Origin of the sequence: Mycobacterium sp. (assembly GCF_049608025.1) — a bacterium.
Lineage (GTDB): Bacteria > Actinomycetota > Actinomycetes > Mycobacteriales > Mycobacteriaceae > Mycobacterium.
This window is the reverse complement of the sequence record NZ_JBMYXC010000003.1, coordinates 34,357-51,744: the sequence shown is the minus strand read 5'-3', so window position 1 is coordinate 51,744 and position 17,388 is coordinate 34,357. Positions and strand designations below refer to the sequence as shown.

Genomic DNA, 17,388 nt, shown 5'->3' with positions numbered 1-17,388 from the left:
TGCTCTTCGCGCAAGCGCTCATCGCCGCTTCGCTTTCCGGTCGTCCTTGATATGACCCTTGAAGGTGCGGGTGGGGGCGAACTCGCCCAGCTTGTGCCCGACCATCGCTTCGGTGACGAACACCGGGACATGCTTGCGACCGTCGTGCACGGCGAGCGTGTGTCCGATGAAGTCGGGGATGATGGTCGACCGACGGGACCAGGTCTTGATGACCTGCTTGGTGTTCTTCTCGTTCTGGACGTCGACCTTCTTGAGAAGATGGTCGTCGACGAACGGGCCCTTCTTCAGGCTGCGTGGCATCGCTGGATACTCCTAGCGCTTGTTCTTGCCGGTGCGCCGGCGTCGGACGATGAGCTTGTCGCTCTGCTTCTTGGGCTTACGGGTGCGGCCCTCGGGCTTGCCCCAGGGGCTGACCGGGTGGCGACCACCGGATGTCTTGCCCTCGCCGCCACCGTGCGGGTGGTCGACCGGGTTCATCACGACACCACGAACGGTGGGGCGCCTGCCCTTCCATCGCATACGGCCGGCCTTGCCCCAGTTGATGTTCGCCTGCTCCGCGTTGCCGACCTCGCCGACGGTGCCGCGGCAGCGGACGTCGACGCGGCGGATCTCACCGGAGGGCATACGCAGGGACGCGTAGCTGCCTTCCTTGCCCAGCAGCTGGATGCTGACGCCTGCGGAGCGCGCCAACTTGGCGCCACCGCCGGGCCGCAACTCGACGGCGTGGATAACGGTGCCGGCAGGGATGTTGCGCAGCGGCAGGTTGTTACCCGGCTTGATGTCGGCGTTGGCTCCGGACTCCACGATGTCGCCCTGCGACAGTCCTTGCGGAGCAATGATGTAACGCTTCTCGCCATCGAGAAAGTGCAGCAGCGCGATGTTCGCAGTGCGGTTGGGGTCGTATTCGATGTGCGCGACCTTGGCGTTGACACCGTCCTTGTCGTGGCGACGAAAGTCGATCACCCGGTAGGCACGCTTATGGCCACCGCCCTTGTGCCGGGTGGTGATCCGACCGTGTGCGTTACGACCACCCTTGCCGTGCAGCGGACGCACCAAAGACTTCTCCGGGTGGTCGCGAGTGATCTCGGCGAAGTCAGAGACGCTGGAGCCGCGGCGACCCGGGGTCGTCGGCTTGTATTTGCGAATTGCCATGTCGTGTAAGTCTCTCTAGCTCTCTTGCCCCTGGCCGATCAGGCCGGCGCTCCGAACAGGTCGATCGGCTTGCTGCCCGCCGCCAGGGTGACGATCGCGCGCTTGGTGCTCTTGCGCGTCCCGTATCCAGCGCGCGTGCGCTTGCGCTTGCCCTGGCGGTTCAGGGTGTTCACCGAATCGACCTTGACCTTGAAGATCTTTTCGATCGCGATCTTGATTTGGGTCTTGTTCGAATCGGGATGCACCACAAACGTGTACACGTTGTCCTCGATCAGCCCGTACGACTTCTCCGAGATAACCGGAGCCAAGATGATGTCGCGGGGGTCGGTCACGGTAGCCATCAGGCCGAAACCTCCTGATCCTGATCGGTATTGGCTGCGTTGGCCTGGATGTAGGCATCCAGGGCCTCTACGCTGAAAACCAGGTCGTCTGCGTTCAGCACGTCGTAAGTGTTGAGCTGATCCGGCGAGATCACGTGCACGCCCGGCAGATTGCGAACGCTCTTGGCGCCCACCTCGTCAGCGCGGCCGATAACCACGAGCACCTTCGGGTTCTTGGCGGTGTTCGCGGCCAGGAGCGTCGCCAGGAATGACTTGGCGCTCTTGGTCGACGGGACCTGACCGGACACCAACTCGGTGACCGCGTGGATCCGATCGTTGCGCGCCCGATCGGAAAGCGCCCCGCGCAGGGCCGCGGCGATCATCTTCTTGGGAGTCCGCTGGCTGTAGTCGCGCGGCTGCGGTCCGTGCACGACGCCGCCGCCGGCGTACTGCGGCGCACGGGTCGAACCCTGGCGGGCGCGGCCGGTGCCCTTCTGCCGGTACGGCTTCTTGCCGCCGCCGGAAACCTGGGCGCGGGTTTTCGTCGCGTGCGTGCCCTGCCGCTTGGCGGCCAGCTGCGCGGTGACGACCTGGTGCATCAGCGCAATGTTGGCGTCGACGTCGAACAGTTCGGCGGGCAACTCGACGGTGCCGTCCTTCTTGCCGTCCGGCGTCTGCACGGTGATCTTCAAAAACTTCTCAGCCATTACTTCTCGCCTCGCTTGATTGCGCTGCGGACAACCACCAGTCCACCGTTGCGGCCGGGGATGGCGCCCTTGATCAACAGCACGCCGTTCTCGGCATCGACCTTGTGCACCTTGAGGTTTTGTGTGGTGACCCGGTCGCTGCCCATCCGGCCAGACATCCGGGTTCCCTTGAAGACGCGGCCCGGGGTGGAGCAGCCGCCGATCGAACCGGGCCGACGGTGCACCGCTTGCGCGCCGTGGCTCGCGCCCTGGCCTTTGAACCCGTGGCGCTTCATCGTGCCTGCGAAGCCCTTGCCCTTGGATGTGCCGGTCACGTCGACGTAAGTGCCGTCGACGAAGATCTCCGCGGTCAGCTCCTGGCCAACCTCGTAATCGGCGGCGGCGGACTCGTCATCGAGACGGAACTCGGCCAGGTGACGGCGCGGGTTCACCCCGGCGGCCGCGTACTGACCGGTGACCGGCTTGTTCACCTTCCGCGGGCTGATCTCGCCGTAAGCGAGTTGCACGGCGCTGTAGCCGTCGCGCTCAGGGGTGCGGATACGGGTCACCACGTTGGGCCCGGCCTTGACGACCGTTACTGGGACGACCTTGTTGTTCTCGTCGAACACCTGCGTCATACCCAGCTTGGTGCCCAGAATGCCTTTTCTTGCCATTGCTCTGGATTCTCCTACTGGGATAACTACTGAATGTTGACGTCGACGCTGGCCGGCAGATCGATGCGCATCAGGGCGTCAACGGTCTTCGGGGTCGGGTCGACAATGTCGATCAGCCGCTTGTGGGTGCGCATCTCGAAGTGCTCCCGCGAGTCTTTGTACTTGTGCGGGGACCGGATGACGCAGTACACGTTCTTCTCAGTCGGCAGCGGCACCGGGCCGACCACGCTGGCGCCCGTTCGGGTAACCGTCTCCACGATCTTGCGCGCCGAGGCATCAATCGCCTCATGGTCGTAGGCCTTGAGCCTGATGCGGATCTTTTGTCCCGCCACGCTTGTCCTACCTCACTACTCGTACGGGCCCTGGCCGTTCACGCACCCTTGCGGGCCTGGCTGTGCCGCCGCTGTTTACCTGTCTGTGGTCCACCGGCCCCCGCGGTCGGGTGTGTCGCCCGCACGCACACTCTCCCGCCACGAAATGCTCGTCACGATCGAGGTTGGGACCGGATGCGCCGGTGAGGGCGCTGGTCGCATGCCCGGCCAGGCGAACCCGGCTCAAGGCAACCCGAACAGTATGCCTGAAGAACCGGGCCTGCTCCAAATCTCCGGAGACGACCACCCCGCGGGACGGCCGACCGCGCAAAACCACCCGCCGGTGGGCCCCAACCGCACGGTCGGTGGATCCGTATTCCACCGACAATTAGGGTGGGGAAAATGAGTCCCGTGACCGCCACATATCGCATGTGGCAGCGGCTGGAAGGCCTGCCGGCGGGCCGCCACCTGTTCTCCGCGGCCGCCATGGCCCGGGTGCCCTACTTCGCGTCGGTTCTGCCGCGCGTGCGGCGCATGGAGCCCGGCTTGGCCGAGGTTGACGTCCCCAAGTGGTTCTTCGTGCATAACCACCTTCGGACTGTGCATGCCATCGCCTCGTGCAACGCCGCCGAGATGGCCATGGGCATGCTCATGGAGGCGACGGTGCCGACGACGCATCGCTGGATCCCCAAGGCGATGAGCGTGCAGTACCTGCAGAAGGCCACCACATCACTGCGCGCCACCGCCAGCATCGATCCGCCGGACTTCACCGGCATCACCGAGGGCATCGACATCGTCGTGCCCGTCAGCGTGACCGACCGAAGTGGCACCGAGGTGGTCCACGCCGACATCACCGTCTGGGTGACGCCGGCCGTCCGGGCGACATCGACGGTCTGAGCGCGCAAACGCAGTCAGACGCTCACCGCGTCGAATCCAGGGTCGAATCCAGCGTCGAATCCAGGGTCGACTCCGGCGTCGAATCCAGCAGGATTTTCGCGTCCTGCGGGTGCAGCGGGTTCGGAGGAGCGCCACTTCTCTCTCAGGATCGAGGGGCTGGACCCGAACCACCGCTGACATGATCGAGTGAGCACGCTCTGCTCGGCGTAGCCGAGTTCTCGGGCCAGATGGGACAGCGTCATCCGGGTGTCACGCAGGTAGCGCTGCGCCATGTCTCGGCGCACGTCATCGACCAGCGCCGCGAACGTCGTTCCCTCGGCAGCGAGTCGTCGCTGCAGTGCCTTCGGGTGCAGCCGGAACTGTCTGGCGATCACCGGCTGGCAGGCCGCCCCGGTCGGCAATAGTTGCCGCACCAGCTCGCGGACCGGTGTGATCATCCCGGGATCGTGGCGATCGATGACGCTGTCGAGGTACTCGAGCATGGCCCGGTGTGCCACCTCGTCCCGCACCAGCTGTCGATTCAGGTGATCGCTGGCAATGGTGAAACCCGCACGCCGCGCACCGAAGCTGGTCGGACCGGAAAAATAGCGTCGATAATCCTCGCGGGGACCGAGCGGATCGTGGGGTACGTGCACGAGGGTCGGCGCATAGGTGGACCCCAACAGGAAGCGAAGCACCCGCAACATGACACCGAGTGACAGCTCGATCACCTGCGGGTGCGCCGGCGGGCGCGCGAGCAGAACGCGGAACTCGAAGAAGCAGAATCGGAGGTCGGGCATCGGGGACAGGCTCACCGAGATCGCGGGACTGTAGGCAGCGAGATAGTGCTCGCAGGTATCCAGTGCCTGGGCGACCGTCCCCGCCGTGCGCGCCGCCACGCCGACCGCCCCCAGGATCTCGATACCCTGCCGCCGCCCGAGCCGGCGACCGAAGTCGGGTGTATCAGTCTGGGCCGCAGCCGATTCCAGCGCCTGAATCAAGGCAAGGTAGGTGAAGAACGCGTCGAACCGCGCGACGTCGTCTCGCCGGATGCCGGCGCGGCTCAGCAGCGCGTCGGAGTCTCCGCCGAGTTCGTCCACCAGCGCGGGATAGCCGGTCAGGGACGTGCCCCGGATCATCGACATGTCCTCTAATGTCAAGAACTTGTCCTCTACTGTCAAGACTTCGCCCAGGGTGGCGGGCAAGGTGGAGGTCACCAACAGACCCGAGACAAGGACAGATCACATGACCACGACACTTGCTCCCGCCCCGGCGAACACGTCCACCGGGGCGACGCTGCCAGTGGTGGCCCTGCCGCAGGGCGAGCTGCTGACGGTGAACGAGAAGGACATCCCACTGATCAAGAATTCGCTGGGCGCCGGCGTGCACTTCAAGCCGCTGCGGCTCGACATGGAACTCGGAGAGTGGGTGGTACTGGCCACTTTCGAGCCCGGCGCGCGAATCCCGCTGCACTACCACACCGGCGCGGTCGATGCCTGGACCATCAGCGGCAGCTGGCACTACGTCGAGTACGCCGACCAGCCCCAGACTGCCGGCTCCTATCTGTTCGAGCCCGGCGCCTCGGTGCACACACTGGCCTGCCCCGAATCCAACACCGAAAACACTGTTGTGCTATTCCGGGTCACCGGCGCCAACATCAACTTCGACGACGACGGCAGCTTCCACTCGGTTCTCGACGCCGCCCTGATCTCCTTCCTGACCGAATCGCTGGCCGCCGAGCAGAACCTGGGCACCATCAGCTACCTCACCGGCGGGACCGTCGGGTACACCAGCGCGCAGGTCCGATGACCGCCTCACAGGTGCACCGGCCCGCGCCATCGCTGGCGAACCGGAAGTTCTTCATCACCGGGGCCAACGGCTTCATCGGACGCGCCATGGCGGAGCGATTGCGCACCCTGGGCGCCGAAGTCGGCGGAGTCGACCTGGTCGCCGATCCGAAGCACGACGTAGTCGCCGGCGACATCACCGAACCGCAGCAGTGGGCAGCGGCTCTGGACGGAGTCGACACGGTGATTCACACAGCGGCGCTGCTCGGCGCGGCTTTCCCGTTGGAGCTGGCTTGGAAAGTCAACGTGCTCGGCACCAGTCGAGTTTTGGGTGCATCGGTTGAGTCGGGTGTGCGCCGGTTCGTGCACTTCTCCTCGATCGCTGCCTACGGCTTCGACTTTCCCGACGGTGTCGACGAAAGCTATCCGACGCAGGTGAACGGGGACGTCTACACCGACACCAAGATCAACTCCGAGGCGGTCGCGCTTACTGCTCACGCCGCCAAGCAGATTGACGTCACGGTGATCCGGCCCGGCGACGTGTGGGGACCCGGCTCGGTATGGGTGCGATCGCCCATCGTCGAGATGCGAAAGCCATTCGGTTTCCCATTGCCCAACGGCGGCAACGGTATTTTCTCGCCGGTCTACATCGACAACTTCGTCGACGGCATCGTGCTCGTGGTCACCACCGAGGCAGCCATCGGCCAGGTCATCACGCTCACCGACGGGGAAGGCATGCGCTGCGCGGATTTCTTCGGACACCTGGCGGCGATGTGCGACGGCACCATCCGTACATTGCCGATCCGGGTGGCCGCGCCGCTCGCGGACGCGGTGGGCTCGTTGCTGCGCCGCATGGGGCAGCGGACCGAACTGTCCGCCGGGACCATGTGGTTGCTCAACCGGCCAGGCACTTACTCGATCGGCAAGGCGCAGAGGATGCTTGGCTACCAGCCGCTGGTGACGATCGAGGAAGGCATGGCGCGAGTCGCCGAATGGGTTCGCGCGGAGGGACTTGTGGATGACTGATGCCGGCTGATCCCTGATAGCCGCCTGCTAACGAAGCCCATCCCAGAACTGGCAGCGGTGCGCCCGCGCGAAATCGGCAGACAGCCGGTTTCCGTCGGGATGCAGCGACATGACGGATTCGGCCGCACGCACGCTGGGCCAGTCCGCCTGGCCATCGGCCCGGGGGGTGCCGTTGGTCACGAACTGCGCCCAGTAGTCGATCATCTCGTCGGACAAGTTCTGTTGGGCGGGATCGAAAGGCGGCGCCCCGCCGACATCGAACAGGTAGCGAAGCTCCAATGAATGGCTGGCTCCGACCGGAAAGGGCAGAGTGCGCAACGGGTCGGGCGTCGGTGCGCCGCGGTCGCTGAACTCGTAGAAATAGACGCCATCGTCTTCATCTCGGTCCGGGCCGTCTCGGTCCAGCGCCCCGGCCATCCGGTTGCCGACACAGGCGAACGCCCCGTCGGTGACCGCCGCTGAATACGCCAGCGGAACGCTGTCGAAGTCAGCCAGCGGATACTGTTCGGCCACCGCGGCCGAGTTGCCCCCGAAGGTCGCCGCCAGCAGACCCGGATAGTCCGATTCGGTGAATGACTTGCCTTCACGCAGATATTCCAGGGCGACGAACAGCGTGAACTCATCGCGTGTGGTTCCGATCATGACCGGGACTCGCGCGGCCCGGCCTTCTTCGAAGCCGGTGACCGGATCGACCGGCAGCGCTGCCGTGCCGGTCACCGGACCGATGAGTTCTTTATCTCCGATATTGATGAACCACAGAGGTTTTCGCAGCTTGCCTACCGGCAGCGCGCGCAGGCACGCGGCGGCGAGCTCTGGATCGGCGCAGCCCACTTCGGCTGCGTAGTCGAGGCTGCGGACCTGCGCGACCGGCAGGCTGGCCTGCGCCTGACAGGGCGCGCTCTGGATGATCGCGGCGTCGAACAGTCCTCGGGAACCCGGGGCCACGAGGTGGTCGCATACCGACATGCCGCCGGCCGACTGCCCGGCCACCGTAACCTTGCCGGGGTCACCGCCGAATCGCGCGATGTTGTCACGTACCCAGCGCAGGGCGGCCTGCTGATCAACCAGACCGTAGTTGCCCACCTCTCCTGTGGGGCCGAGCGCCGGGTGGGCCAGAAAGCCCAGCACGCCGAGTCGGTAGTTGATCGTGACGACGATGATGTCGCCGCGCGCGGCGAGGCGGCGCGCGTCGTAGACGCCGCTGCTGCCGTTGGCGAAGGAGCCGCCGTGAATCCACACCATCACCGGCCGCGGCTGTGCCGGTGCCGACTCCCGGCTGGGCGCCGGCGTCCAGACGTTGAGGGTCAGGCAGTCCTCGTCCGTCTGGCGGCCCAGTTCGAGGTCACCTCCGAGATCCTGAATGCACCGCGGCCCGACGTGGCTGGCATCCCGCACTCCGTCCCACTTCGGTGCCGGCTCAGGGTATTTCCAACGCAGCTCGCCGACAGGCGCTGCGGCGTAGGGGATTCCGGCAAAGAAACGGTGGTCTTCGGCAAGCACTCCTCGTAGCGCTCCGGCCGCAGTCTGCACCACCGCCGAATCCGAAGGTGCCGCCTGCGGTTCCTGTTGCCCCCGGTTGCATGCGGCGACCATCGCCACGGCGGCCGCGGCCGCTACGCATACGAGATTGCGAAGAACCGAGGGGGGCGCCACGGGGTCCGAGCTTAATCGTGCACCGAGGATATGGGGCCGTATGGTGGCCGATGGCTACGGACTCGGTCGGACCCGGTCGGGCGTGCCCGAGCAAGTGGAGGGCCAATTGTGACGGAGATCGGGTTTATCGGCCTCGGGCACATGGGAGTTCCGATGGTGCGCCGTCTCATCCACGAAGACCACCACGTGGTCATCGTCGGGCGTCACCCCGAAGTGGTGCAGAGCTTGACGGCGCTCGGGGCCCGTGCGGTGGCATCTCCGAAAGACCTTGCCGATCAAGTCGAGACGGTGATGGTCTGCCTGCCCTCGCAGCAGGCTTCGCTGGACGTGGCAACCGGCGCCGCGGGGGTGATCGAAGGCTCACGGGTGAAGCGTTACGTCGAGTTGTCCACGGTGGGCAGCAAGACGGCAGTGCAGATCCATGATCTTCTCGCCGAACGGAATATCGCGGCGATCGACAGCCCGGTCAGCGGCGGGGTCAGCGGGGCCGAGAAGGGGACGCTTGCGGTGATGGTGTCCGGGCCTCATGACGAATTCGAATTGCTGCAACCGTTGCTCCAGGCGATTGGCCGACCATTCTTCGTCGACGCACGGCCGGGCGCGGCGCAGACCATGAAACTCATCAATAACCTCTTGTCCACCACCGCCCTCGTTGCGACGGCAGAAGCCATGGTGATGGGCGTCAAATCCGGACTCGACCCCGGCGTGATGCTCGATGTTCTCAACGCCGGTTCCGGTGCGACCACCGCGAGCCGCGACAAGTTCCCGCGCGCGATCCTTCCCCGCACTTTCGACTATGGCTTCGCTACCGGATTGATGGTCAAAGACGTGCGCCTCTACCTCGACGAAGTCAAGGCGCTCGGGATGACCACCGAAGTGGCTGACGCGGTCGGTCGACAGTGGGAACTCGCACTGCGCGATCAGGGCCCCGATTCGGACTTCACGACCGTGATCAAGCCGATCGAACAAGCTGCCGGCGTCGTCGTGAGCGAAGATGTGACGCCCGGCGGCAGGCGCGGCGTGCCACCTTCCCCCGCTGGGTCCCGTTCACCTAAACTGCAAAATTGACACCCGTCAAGTATTTCTTCAGCCTCGGACGAGGAGACCGCATGAACACTTCGGCAATCGAGGAAAAACAGCCTGCGAACGTCCTCGCCGATCCGACGGCCTATGCCGACGACTCCCGACTACATGCGGCGCTTGCCTCTCTGCGCGCCAACGAACCCGTCGCGTGGGTGAATAATCCACCGTATCGCCCCTTCTGGGCGCTCACCAAACACGCCGACATCATGGCCGTGGAACGCGACAATGAGTTGTTCATCAGCGGGCCGAGGCCCCTGCTGATGCCGGCCGAGGGCGACGATGTGATGAGGCAACAGCAGGAGGCCGGGATCGGACTGCGCACGTTGATCCACATGGACGACCCGCACCACCGCGACGTCCGCAAGATCGGCGCGGACTGGTTCCGGCCCAAGGCAATGCGCGACCTCCAGGTCCGGGTGGACGAACTGGCCAAACGGTACGTAGACCGGATGCGCGACATCGGTCCGACATGCGACTTCGTCACCGATATCGCGGTCAATTACCCGCTGTACGTGATCCTTTCGCTGCTCGGCTTGCCCGAGGACGACTTTCCCCGGATGCTCAAGCTCACCCAGGAGATGTTCGGCGGTGACGACACCGAACACAAGCGCGGTGAGGGCACCACCGAAGACCTGGTGGCGGTCCTGATGGATTTCTTCGCTTATTTCTCGGCGCTGACCACCTCGCGGCGTGAGAATCCCACCGGGGATCTGGCTTCGGCGATCGCCAACGGCACCATCAATGGTGAGCCGCTCTCGGACATGGACACCGTGTCCTACTACGTGATCGTTGCCAGCGCCGGCCATGACACCACCAAGGACGCCATCTCGGGCGGTTTACGTGCACTTATCGACAACCCGGATCAGCTTGCTCGCCTGCGCGGCGATCTCGGGCTGATGGGCACTGCCGTCGAGGAGATGATCCGTTGGACCACGCCGGTGAAAGAGTTCATGAGGACCGCCACCGCCGACACCGAGATCCGGGGGGTGCCGATCGCCGCCGGCGAGTCGGTGTACCTGGCATACGTCTCGGCCAACCGGGACGAAGAGGTCTTCGAGGAGCCGTTCCGCTTCGATGTGGGCCGTGACCCCAACAAGCATCTGGCCTTCGGGTACGGAGTGCACTTCTGTCTCGGCGCCGCGCTGGCGCGGATGGAAATGAACAGCCTGTTCACTGAGCTGCTGCCCCGACTGGAGTCCATCGAGCTCGCCGGCGAGCCAGAGCTGTCGGCGACGACGTTCGTCGGCGGCCTGAAGCACCTGCCCATCCGCTACTCACTCAAGTGATGAATTCGGCCGCGCGATGGCCCGCCATCACGATCGTCGCGTGCGGCCCACGACTGGTGATCGCGGGCAGTATCGAACCATCGACCACCCACAGTCCGTCCACCCCGAAGACCCGGCACTGATTGTCGACTACTGCGGCAGGGTCTCCGTCCCAGCCCATCCGGGCGCTTCCGCACAGGTGCTGCGAGGTCCCCCACGAAGCCTCGGATTGCACTGCTGCACCAGCTATTTCGCGCGCTAGCTCGGTTCCCGAGCGCAGCAGTTCCACATCGGCAGCCTCGCTGTCATAGCGATGTTCGATCACCGGAACGACGTCGGGGTCAGCGGACACCAGTGTTATTCGGCCCCGGGAGCGAGGACGCATCAACGTGACGCCCAGATGCGGCTGATCGGTGGGGTCGTCACGACGTCCGCTCACCATGGCGCCGAAGCCCGCCGTATACGGCCTGATCTCCAGCCCGTCCTGCGTGGTCAATATCGCCTCCAGCGGTGGGACGCCGTGGGTTGGCGGCCAGCTCACCGGCAGTACCCATTCCGGATGGTCGATGGTGTCGATGCCGACGGGAAGATCGACTGCAACGGGAACACCCGCGGCCCGCAACACCTGCTCGGGCCCCACACCCGACAACATCAGCAGGTGGGCTGAGCCGATGGCACCGGCGCACAGGACGGTCCGCTCAGCGGTCAGAGCCAGGCTTCCGCGCGGCCCCAGACAGTCGAGAGCCCCTACCCGGCCTCCGGCCAGGCGAATCCGTCGCACCCGGGTGTCGGTCAACAGTGTCAGGTTCTCACGATGCAATGCCGGTTGCAGAAAGGCCTCTCCAGGGCCGACACGATCACCGCCATTGATGTTCAACGGCACCGCACCCACTCCGGGAGGGAGCGGAGAACCCCGCGTCGCGCCGTTGAGGTCGCCGATCCAGCCGAAGCCCGCCGATCGCGACGACTCGACGAATGACGCTGTACAGCCGTCGAATTCGGTAGCCCGACGTACCGTGATAGGTCCATCGGACCCGTGCAGCGGGCCACCGAAGTCGATGTCGTTCTCGATGGCATTGAAGTGGGGCAGAACATCGGACCAGGACCAGCCGTCCAGCCCCCATCCGTCGATGTCCGAGGGCAGAGCGCGGCAGAAATAACCGCCATTGATGGCGCCCGATCCACCGACGACGGCGCCGCGGATGAGCTGGCCGTAACGTTTGGGCGCCTCGGTCAGGGTGGTGGCGTAGCGCCGAACCACTGAACTCGCTGCTCCGATCGGAAGCCTCAGGCCGTCAGTGATCTGCCCGAGAACTCGCGGACTCGCCGGTCCTGGACCCGATTCCACGACGGTGACCTGGCATCGCGCGTCGAGCGAAAGTCGTTCTGCCAATACTGATCCTGCGCTGCCGGCACCTACGATCAGGACGTCGCTGTGCACCGGGGAGCGCTCAGGTGCGAATCTGCGGCTTGAGTGCGCCTGCGTGGCGCTCCCGCACCACCCCGCCCCACAGCCCCAGGCCGTAGGCGATGTCGTCGAGCCGCTTGAGCAGGAGATAGGTGAACAGCCCGACCGGCTTGGTTTCGTCGTCGGCGCTGCCGTTGCGGCTGATCCAGTCGAATACTCCGTCCAACACCGCGGTTACCAGCACCACGCGGCGACAGCGTTTCGACAGCACCGCGGCGATCAGAGCGAGCGGCCAGTAGTGCCGGCAGATCGCCGCCGCCAACTGGCGGGCCGCCGTCCACAGCCCTTGTGCGGCGACGGCGAGGACCTCCATGGGCTCGGTCTGCACGCCGGACAGCGACGTCGCGATCCGGTGGCCGGTGATCCCCGCGACGACACCCGACGCCAGGTAGCCCAGACCTGAGCCGATGGCCGCCAGGATCCAGACCACCAACGTCCACCCCGAAATCACCAGGGGGGCCGTCTTGCCAGGGTGCCGGATTGCCAGCGGCGCTGCGGCCCTGCCGTAGAACCTCTTGCGGTCGAACCACTTTCGCAGATCAGTGCGATGATCGTGGGCTACTTCGGCAATCGGTTCATAGCGCAGTCGGGCGCCCGCCTCGCTTAGCCGCCAGCACAGGTCGACGTCCTCACCCGACTCGAGCGATTCATCGAAACCCCCGACCTCGAGCAACGTACGGCGGCGGCAGATGATCGCGGCGCTGGGCACGTAGGACACCGTTCCGAACGGGACCACCGGCGCCTCGCGCAAACCCAGATCGAGCGAGGAGCGCACCGCCTCGTAGCGAGCCACCACGCTGTCCGACGGATCCAGCGCGACAATCCGTGGTGCCACCAGCGCCACCGCGGGATCGCAGAAGTGCCCGAGCAGGGCCTCCAGCCATCCGCGACGGGGCACCACATCGGAGTCCAGAAAAGCGACGAAGTCCGTCTCGCAAGCTCTCAGTCCGGCATTGCGCGCGGCGGCGGGCCCCTTACTGCGGGGTTGCCTCAGGATCTGGATGTCGCAGGGCATGTTCTCGAAGTCGGAAGCCTGCACCGGCGTCACCGAGCCGTCATCGACGATGACGACCCGAAGTCCCCGCAAAGCCATGACCAGCCTCTTGAGCCCGGATAGATTATCCCGCACCGGGATAACAATCGTGACGTCCCGGTGTGACGGCCCGCTCTGCGGGCGCGGGTGGGCGACGGTAGCATCCAGCAGGGTCCGGGCCAGCTGTGCGCTGACGGCGTCGCGCACCTCGAGCCTGCCGCCGTTGAGCATCGTCTGTGCGGCAGGCGCCAGACGCAGCAGGCGGGTGGGCGAGCCGCCCAGCAGCGCAGCCCCCTCCCCGAGCACCCGCACACGCCGGTCCACCTGGACGGCGAAGCCGTCGGGTAGCCGAGGCCCGCTCACCTCAGCATCCCCTCATGATCGGGCGCCCACCGGATCACCCTTCCCAGACATGCGTCAACCATCTCGGCAAAGATTCTCCCCCCTTCGTCGGCGGTCGCTGTGGTCGGGTCCCCGAGCACTCCCAGCGAACTGACGGCGGATACTCCCCCACGGCGCATTTCCGGCATCAGCTCCGCCAGCGGAGCGCGGTTACCCGGCACTCGCTGATCCTCTTTGACAACGCCCGGCGAAATATGTAGCAATACAGATGTTTCGGTGTGCCCGGCGTGTGCGTCGGCGTTGCTCACGCTGCAGGTACACCATCCCGCGTCCCGCCCCTCGGCCCGCAACAGCCTGGCCGCGCGTCGCAGCGCCTCGACATTGCCTCCGTGGCCGTTGACGAAGACCATCCGAGCGGCCCAGCGACTCGCCGATCGGGCGAACTCCACCAGCAGTTCCGCCAGCACCGGCGTGCCGATCGAGAGAGTTCCCGCGAAGCCTTCGTGCTCCCCGCTGGCGCCGTACCCGATAGCGGGGGCGACCAGCCAGTTGGATCCATTCCCCGGACGATCATCGGCCGCACAGAGGCGCATGACGAGCGCGTTTGCGACCGCGGTCGCAATGCGGGTGTCGGTATCCAGCGGCAGGTGAGGTCCGTGTTGCTCGGTAGAACCGACCGGGACGACCAACGCGGGCGACGTGTTCTCTAGCTGCCTTGACGTCGAAATCCCGAGCTCGTTGGGAAAAGGCACGCGACGATGGTAGGACGAATTCACCTGGCGTGCACCAATTGTTTGCGCATCCGCGGCAAATACCTTTCTGCCGTCCGGCGCCAGGTCGCCCAACGGGATTCTCGCCAGCCCCCTGCGCCACGCCCGTACCAGGCTCACACCCCGAGCGTGCGGGTGAAGCCGTCGGGAATCAGGATGTCCTCGCGGGTCAGCTCATGGATCGAAGATTTGCCAAGGCCCATCAGAGCGGAGTCGACACCACTGCGGAGAATGTCAAGTACGTTCTCGACGCCCGCCTGGCCGTTGGCGGCCAAACCCCACAGATAGGCTCGGCCGATCATGACCGCCCTGGCACCCAGCGCGACGGCCTTGACCACATCGCTTCCTCGGCGGATGCCGCCATCCAGCAAAACCTCGACTTGGTCGCCCACCGCGTCCGCGATGGCGGGTAGACAGCGGATTGCGGCCGGAGTGCCGTCCAGGTTGTTGCCGCCGTGATTGGACACGGTGATCGCGGAAACGCCGGCATCGACTGCGCGTTTGGCATCGTCGACGCGCACCATGCCCTTGAGCAGGAACGGCCCGCCCCACTGCTCACGCAGCCAGGCGATATCTTCCCAGGTCGGCGGCGGAGTGCCCATCCACTCCCCATAGGCCTGGAAGAAGGTGGGACCGGCCTCGCCGCGTCTGCCCAGGTTGGGAACCCGCAGGTTCGGAGGGCGCAGGCCCTTGCCGAAACCCCACAACCAGCGCGGTTTGGTAACCACCTCGGGAGACATCCGCAGCATGGTGGCAAGGTTCATCTGCTCGGGAATCTTCGGACTGCCCCAGTCGCGGCCGTGCGAGAAGCTCCAGTCGGTAGTCACAATGAGCCCGACGGCCCCCGCGTCTTTGGCACGCTGCACCCGTTCGGCGATCTGGTCGCGGCCGCCCAACCAGTAAGCCTGGAAGAAGATCTTGTCGTTGACGGCCACGACTTCTTCCACTGGCTTGCTGGCGAAGGACGACAGCCCCATCGCGGTGCCCCGCGCGGCCGCGGCCCGCGCAACGGCCACCTCGCCGTCGGCGTCAACAGCCTGCACGCCGGTGGGCGAGATGATCACCGGCAACGAAATGTCTTGACCCAGAACTGTCGTCGCCATATCCCGTTTCTCGGTGGCACCGATGACATGCGGGGCGAAGCCGAGTTGATCGAACGACTCGACGTTGTCGCAGACCGTTACTCCCTTCTCGCTGGCCGATATCAGCGACGAGTAAACGGATTTGGGCAGCCGCTTCTTCGCGCGCTGCTGAGCGACGGCGACGGTTTCGAACCAGGTATCGCGGGCCATGAATTCAGACAGGACTTTCGTTGCAGAACTTCTTGGGGGGAGCGCTCAGCAGTGTGAGCGGGATTGGACCCGAGGGAGTGTTGCGGTTGGCGGCTCGAGAATGGTCGACACTGGACTTGGGCTTGGCACGCTCGCGGGCCAGAGCGGGTTCGCCGTAACCCTGCACGCATTCTGGGTCCGGGCCATCCAGCGGCAGCCCGGTGAAGAACTTCGCCGCCATGCAACCTCCGCGGCAGCTGTCGTAGTGTCCGCAGCTTCCACACGCACCGGCTGACTGCGGTTCACGCAGCTCGCGGAACAGCTCCGAATTCTGCCAAACATCCTGGAAGCGGGTCCCAAAGCCTGATTCCGACAGCACATTCCCGGCCAGGAACGTGTCATGAATCGCGAATGGGCACGCATAGACGTCCCCGACCGGATCGATGAGGCACACCACCCGGCCGGCTCCGCACAGGTTCAGCCCGGCCAGTGCGCCGGGATCACCCAGCCCCGACAGATGGAAAAATGAGTCGCCGGTGAGCACCCGCTCGCCGTTGGCCACCAGCCAGTCGTACAACTGAACCTGCTGAACGGGCGTGGGGTGCAGTTCGTCCCACACGTCGGCACCGCGGCCAGAGGGCCGCAACCGGGTGATGCGCAGTGTCGCGCCGTACCCGTCGGCCAATGCCTTGAAGTCGTCGAGCTGGTCGATGTTATGGCGCGTCGCCACCACAGAGACCTTGGCGTCGGAGAAGCCGGAGTCCTTGAGGTTCTGCAGCGCGCGGGTAGCCATCGCGAAGGAACCCGGACCGCGCACCGCATCGTTGACTTCCGCGGTTGCACCGTCCAGCGAGATCTGCACATCGACGTAGTCGCAGGCGGCCAGTCTCGCTGCCACCTCAGCGGTGATGCGGACTCCGTTGGTGGAGAACTTGACCCCCACATGGTGCGCGGTCGCATAGTCCACGAGTTCCCAGAAGTCCGCTCGCACAGTGGGTTCCCCGCCACCGATGTTCACGTAGAACACCTGCATGCGTTCCAGCTCGTCGATGATGTCCTTGCACTGCTGTGTGGTCAGCTCCCGCGGGTCCCGCTTTCCCGAAGATGACAGACAGTGCACGCACGACAGGTTGCACGCGTAGGTCAGTTCCCAGGTAAGGCAAATCGGCGCATCCAGACCGCGTTCGAACTGATCGACAAGCCTGGGGGGAGATTCCATCCCGGTCATGGTGTCTCCTCATGGACCAACATCGCCGACCGCGCGAGTACCCCCAGCGCGTGCAAATAGGGCGCCTGGGCCGCCTCCTCGATCCCCGCGGCAAGGCAGGCAGATCGAGCGTCGGGATGGTCCGGCAACGAATTGACCACTTCTACGATCGTCTGATTCTTCAGGAACGACAGCTTGCGGGTACCGAAGTGGTAAAGCAGCGCGCCGAAGGTTTCGGGCCGCACCGCGACCCGGGGGTGCAGACGCCAACGCAGGCCCGGGTCGAAAGTCGGGTTCTGCTGGAGTTCAGCCATCGGCGCGGCCACGATCAGTAGACCCCGCACATCCCGTCAATCGAGACTTCCTCGACCAGGCTCTCGGTGACCATCTCCTCGGTCTCCACGCTCTGATTCGGCTCCATTGGGTTCACCTTTCTGCGATGCGGGCTCCGAGTAGGGGCTCGA

Annotated in this window: 20 protein-coding genes; 5 read left to right on the top strand and 15 right to left on the bottom strand. The window is 65.4% G+C overall.

Annotated features, from left to right (window positions below):
* Positions 1–18 precede the first annotated feature (18 nt).
* The 6 genes from rpsS to rpsJ are packed head-to-tail and all read right to left on the bottom strand — an operon-like array spanning position 19 to position 3,164.
* The gene (gene rpsS / locus ACPGXI_RS01880; protein ID WP_526649221.1) at positions 19–300 is read right to left on the bottom strand and encodes a 30S ribosomal protein S19; all 282 of its coding nucleotides are present in this window, start codon (positions 298–300) and stop codon (positions 19–21) included.
* Positions 301–312: 12 nt separating this feature from the next.
* On the bottom strand, positions 313–1,152 hold the full coding sequence (rplB, locus tag ACPGXI_RS01875) for a 50S ribosomal protein L2 (RefSeq protein WP_526649219.1): 840 nt from the start codon (positions 1,150–1,152) through the stop codon (positions 313–315).
* A gap of 38 nt (positions 1,153–1,190) precedes the next feature.
* Positions 1,191–1,493 (bottom strand): 50S ribosomal protein L23, encoded by a 303-nt coding sequence (rplW, locus tag ACPGXI_RS01870; RefSeq protein WP_526302956.1) that lies wholly within the window; start codon positions 1,491–1,493, stop codon positions 1,191–1,193.
* The gene (gene rplD, locus ACPGXI_RS01865; RefSeq protein ID WP_526649217.1) at positions 1,493–2,179 is read right to left on the bottom strand and encodes a 50S ribosomal protein L4; all 687 of its coding nucleotides are present in this window, start codon (positions 2,177–2,179) and stop codon (positions 1,493–1,495) included. The genes rplW and rplD overlap by 1 nt, the downstream gene beginning before the upstream one ends.
* Positions 2,179–2,832, bottom strand: a complete 654-nt coding sequence (rplC, locus tag ACPGXI_RS01860; RefSeq protein WP_526649215.1) for a 50S ribosomal protein L3 — start codon at positions 2,830–2,832, stop codon at positions 2,179–2,181. Before rplC ends, rplD begins: the two co-directional genes overlap by 1 nt.
* A 26-nt stretch (positions 2,833–2,858) precedes the next feature.
* A complete protein-coding gene (gene rpsJ / locus ACPGXI_RS01855; protein WP_018177839.1) occupies positions 2,859–3,164 on the bottom strand; it encodes a 30S ribosomal protein S10 in 306 nt (101 codons plus the stop codon).
* 381 nt (positions 3,165–3,545) lie between these two features.
* Between rpsJ and ACPGXI_RS01850 the strand changes: the two genes are divergently transcribed.
* Positions 3,546–4,040, top strand: coding sequence for a PaaI family thioesterase (locus ACPGXI_RS01850; RefSeq protein WP_526649212.1), 495 nt, complete (start codon positions 3,546–3,548; stop codon positions 4,038–4,040).
* 14 nt (positions 4,041–4,054) lie between these two features.
* Here the strand turns inward: ACPGXI_RS01850 and ACPGXI_RS01845 are convergent, their stop codons facing one another.
* A complete protein-coding gene (locus ACPGXI_RS01845; protein ID WP_526649382.1) occupies positions 4,055–5,164 on the bottom strand; it encodes a helix-turn-helix transcriptional regulator in 1,110 nt (369 codons plus the stop codon).
* A 100-nt stretch (positions 5,165–5,264) separates the two neighbouring features.
* Between ACPGXI_RS01845 and ACPGXI_RS01840 the strand changes: the two genes are divergently transcribed.
* Positions 5,265–5,828, top strand: coding sequence for a 2,4'-dihydroxyacetophenone dioxygenase family protein (locus ACPGXI_RS01840; RefSeq protein ID WP_526649210.1), 564 nt, complete (start codon positions 5,265–5,267; stop codon positions 5,826–5,828).
* A complete protein-coding gene (locus ACPGXI_RS01835; protein ID WP_526649208.1) occupies positions 5,825–6,832 on the top strand; it encodes an NAD-dependent epimerase/dehydratase family protein in 1,008 nt (335 codons plus the stop codon). The genes ACPGXI_RS01840 and ACPGXI_RS01835 overlap by 4 nt, the downstream gene beginning before the upstream one ends.
* Positions 6,833–6,859: 27 nt before the next feature.
* Here ACPGXI_RS01835 and ACPGXI_RS01830 read toward each other — a convergent pair whose 3' ends face one another.
* Positions 6,860–8,425, bottom strand: a complete 1,566-nt coding sequence (locus ACPGXI_RS01830; protein ID WP_526649380.1) for a carboxylesterase/lipase family protein — start codon at positions 8,423–8,425, stop codon at positions 6,860–6,862.
* 165 nt (positions 8,426–8,590) lie between these two features.
* On the opposite strand from ACPGXI_RS01830, the gene ACPGXI_RS01825 reads away from it, so the two are divergent.
* Positions 8,591–9,553 carry an NAD(P)-dependent oxidoreductase gene (locus tag ACPGXI_RS01825; protein ID WP_526649378.1) on the top strand — a complete coding sequence of 321 codons (963 nt, stop codon included), beginning with the start codon at positions 8,591–8,593 and terminating at the stop codon, positions 9,551–9,553.
* 41 nt (positions 9,554–9,594) lie between these two features.
* Positions 9,595–10,854: a cytochrome P450 gene (locus ACPGXI_RS01820; RefSeq protein ID WP_526649206.1), complete on the top strand. Its 1,260-nt coding sequence runs from the start codon at positions 9,595–9,597 to the stop codon at positions 10,852–10,854.
* Here ACPGXI_RS01820 and mftG read toward each other — a convergent pair.
* The 7 genes from mftG to mftA form a co-directional block, all read right to left on the bottom strand.
* Complete coding sequence (gene mftG / locus ACPGXI_RS01815; RefSeq protein WP_526649204.1) at positions 10,847–12,274, bottom strand: mycofactocin dehydrogenase MftG; 1,428 nt, start codon at positions 12,272–12,274, stop codon at positions 10,847–10,849. The genes ACPGXI_RS01820 and mftG overlap by 8 nt on opposite strands.
* A gap of 10 nt (positions 12,275–12,284) precedes the next feature.
* A complete protein-coding gene (gene mftF / locus ACPGXI_RS01810) occupies positions 12,285–13,697 on the bottom strand; it encodes a mycofactocin biosynthesis glycosyltransferase MftF (RefSeq protein WP_526649202.1) in 1,413 nt (470 codons plus the stop codon).
* On the bottom strand, positions 13,694–14,452 hold the full coding sequence (mftE, locus tag ACPGXI_RS01805; protein WP_526649376.1) for a mycofactocin biosynthesis peptidyl-dipeptidase MftE: 759 nt from the start codon (positions 14,450–14,452) through the stop codon (positions 13,694–13,696). The genes mftF and mftE overlap by 4 nt, the downstream gene beginning before the upstream one ends.
* A 110-nt stretch (positions 14,453–14,562) precedes the next feature.
* Positions 14,563–15,738, bottom strand: coding sequence for a pre-mycofactocin synthase MftD (gene mftD, locus ACPGXI_RS01800; RefSeq protein WP_526649200.1), 1,176 nt, complete (start codon positions 15,736–15,738; stop codon positions 14,563–14,565).
* Between the two features lie 4 nt (positions 15,739–15,742).
* Positions 15,743–16,936, bottom strand: a complete 1,194-nt coding sequence (gene mftC / locus ACPGXI_RS01795; protein ID WP_526649198.1) for a mycofactocin radical SAM maturase — start codon at positions 16,934–16,936, stop codon at positions 15,743–15,745.
* A 5-nt stretch (positions 16,937–16,941) separates the two neighbouring features.
* Positions 16,942–17,238, bottom strand: a complete 297-nt coding sequence (gene mftB / locus ACPGXI_RS01790; RefSeq protein ID WP_526649374.1) for a mycofactocin biosynthesis chaperone MftB — start codon at positions 17,236–17,238, stop codon at positions 16,942–16,944.
* Positions 17,239–17,252: 14 nt separating this feature from the next.
* Positions 17,253–17,345, bottom strand: a complete 93-nt coding sequence (gene mftA / locus ACPGXI_RS01785; protein WP_526649196.1) for a mycofactocin precursor MftA — start codon at positions 17,343–17,345, stop codon at positions 17,253–17,255.
* Positions 17,346–17,388: the final 43 nt, after the last annotated feature.

Coding starts and splice junctions, on each gene's coding strand:
- rplD (WP_526649217.1), bottom strand. CDS start 2,179: ATGGCTGAGAAGTTTTTGAAGATCACCGTGCAGACGCCGGACGGCAAG.
- rplC (WP_526649215.1), bottom strand. CDS start 2,832: ATGGCAAGAAAAGGCATTCTGGGCACCAAGCTGGGTATGACGCAGGTG.
- rplB (WP_526649219.1), bottom strand. CDS start 1,152: ATGGCAATTCGCAAATACAAGCCGACGACCCCGGGTCGCCGCGGCTCC.
- ACPGXI_RS01840 (WP_526649210.1), top strand. CDS start 5,265: ATGACCACGACACTTGCTCCCGCCCCGGCGAACACGTCCACCGGGGCG.
- mftD (WP_526649200.1), bottom strand. CDS start 15,738: ATGGCCCGCGATACCTGGTTCGAAACCGTCGCCGTCGCTCAGCAGCGC.
- mftB (WP_526649374.1), bottom strand. CDS start 17,238: ATGGCTGAACTCCAGCAGAACCCGACTTTCGACCCGGGCCTGCGTTGG.
- ACPGXI_RS01850 (WP_526649212.1), top strand. CDS start 3,546: ATGAGTCCCGTGACCGCCACATATCGCATGTGGCAGCGGCTGGAAGGC.
- ACPGXI_RS01835 (WP_526649208.1), top strand. CDS start 5,825: ATGACCGCCTCACAGGTGCACCGGCCCGCGCCATCGCTGGCGAACCGG.
- ACPGXI_RS01830 (WP_526649380.1), bottom strand. CDS start 8,425: ATGGTCGCCGCATGCAACCGGGGGCAACAGGAACCGCAGGCGGCACCT.
- ACPGXI_RS01845 (WP_526649382.1), bottom strand. CDS start 5,164: ATGTCGATGATCCGGGGCACGTCCCTGACCGGCTATCCCGCGCTGGTG.
- mftC (WP_526649198.1), bottom strand. CDS start 16,936: ATGGAATCTCCCCCCAGGCTTGTCGATCAGTTCGAACGCGGTCTGGAT.
- rplW (WP_526302956.1), bottom strand. CDS start 1,493: ATGGCTACCGTGACCGACCCCCGCGACATCATCTTGGCTCCGGTTATC.
- mftA (WP_526649196.1), bottom strand. CDS start 17,345: ATGGAGCCGAATCAGAGCGTGGAGACCGAGGAGATGGTCACCGAGAGC.
- rpsS (WP_526649221.1), bottom strand. CDS start 300: ATGCCACGCAGCCTGAAGAAGGGCCCGTTCGTCGACGACCATCTTCTC.
- ACPGXI_RS01820 (WP_526649206.1), top strand. CDS start 9,595: ATGAACACTTCGGCAATCGAGGAAAAACAGCCTGCGAACGTCCTCGCC.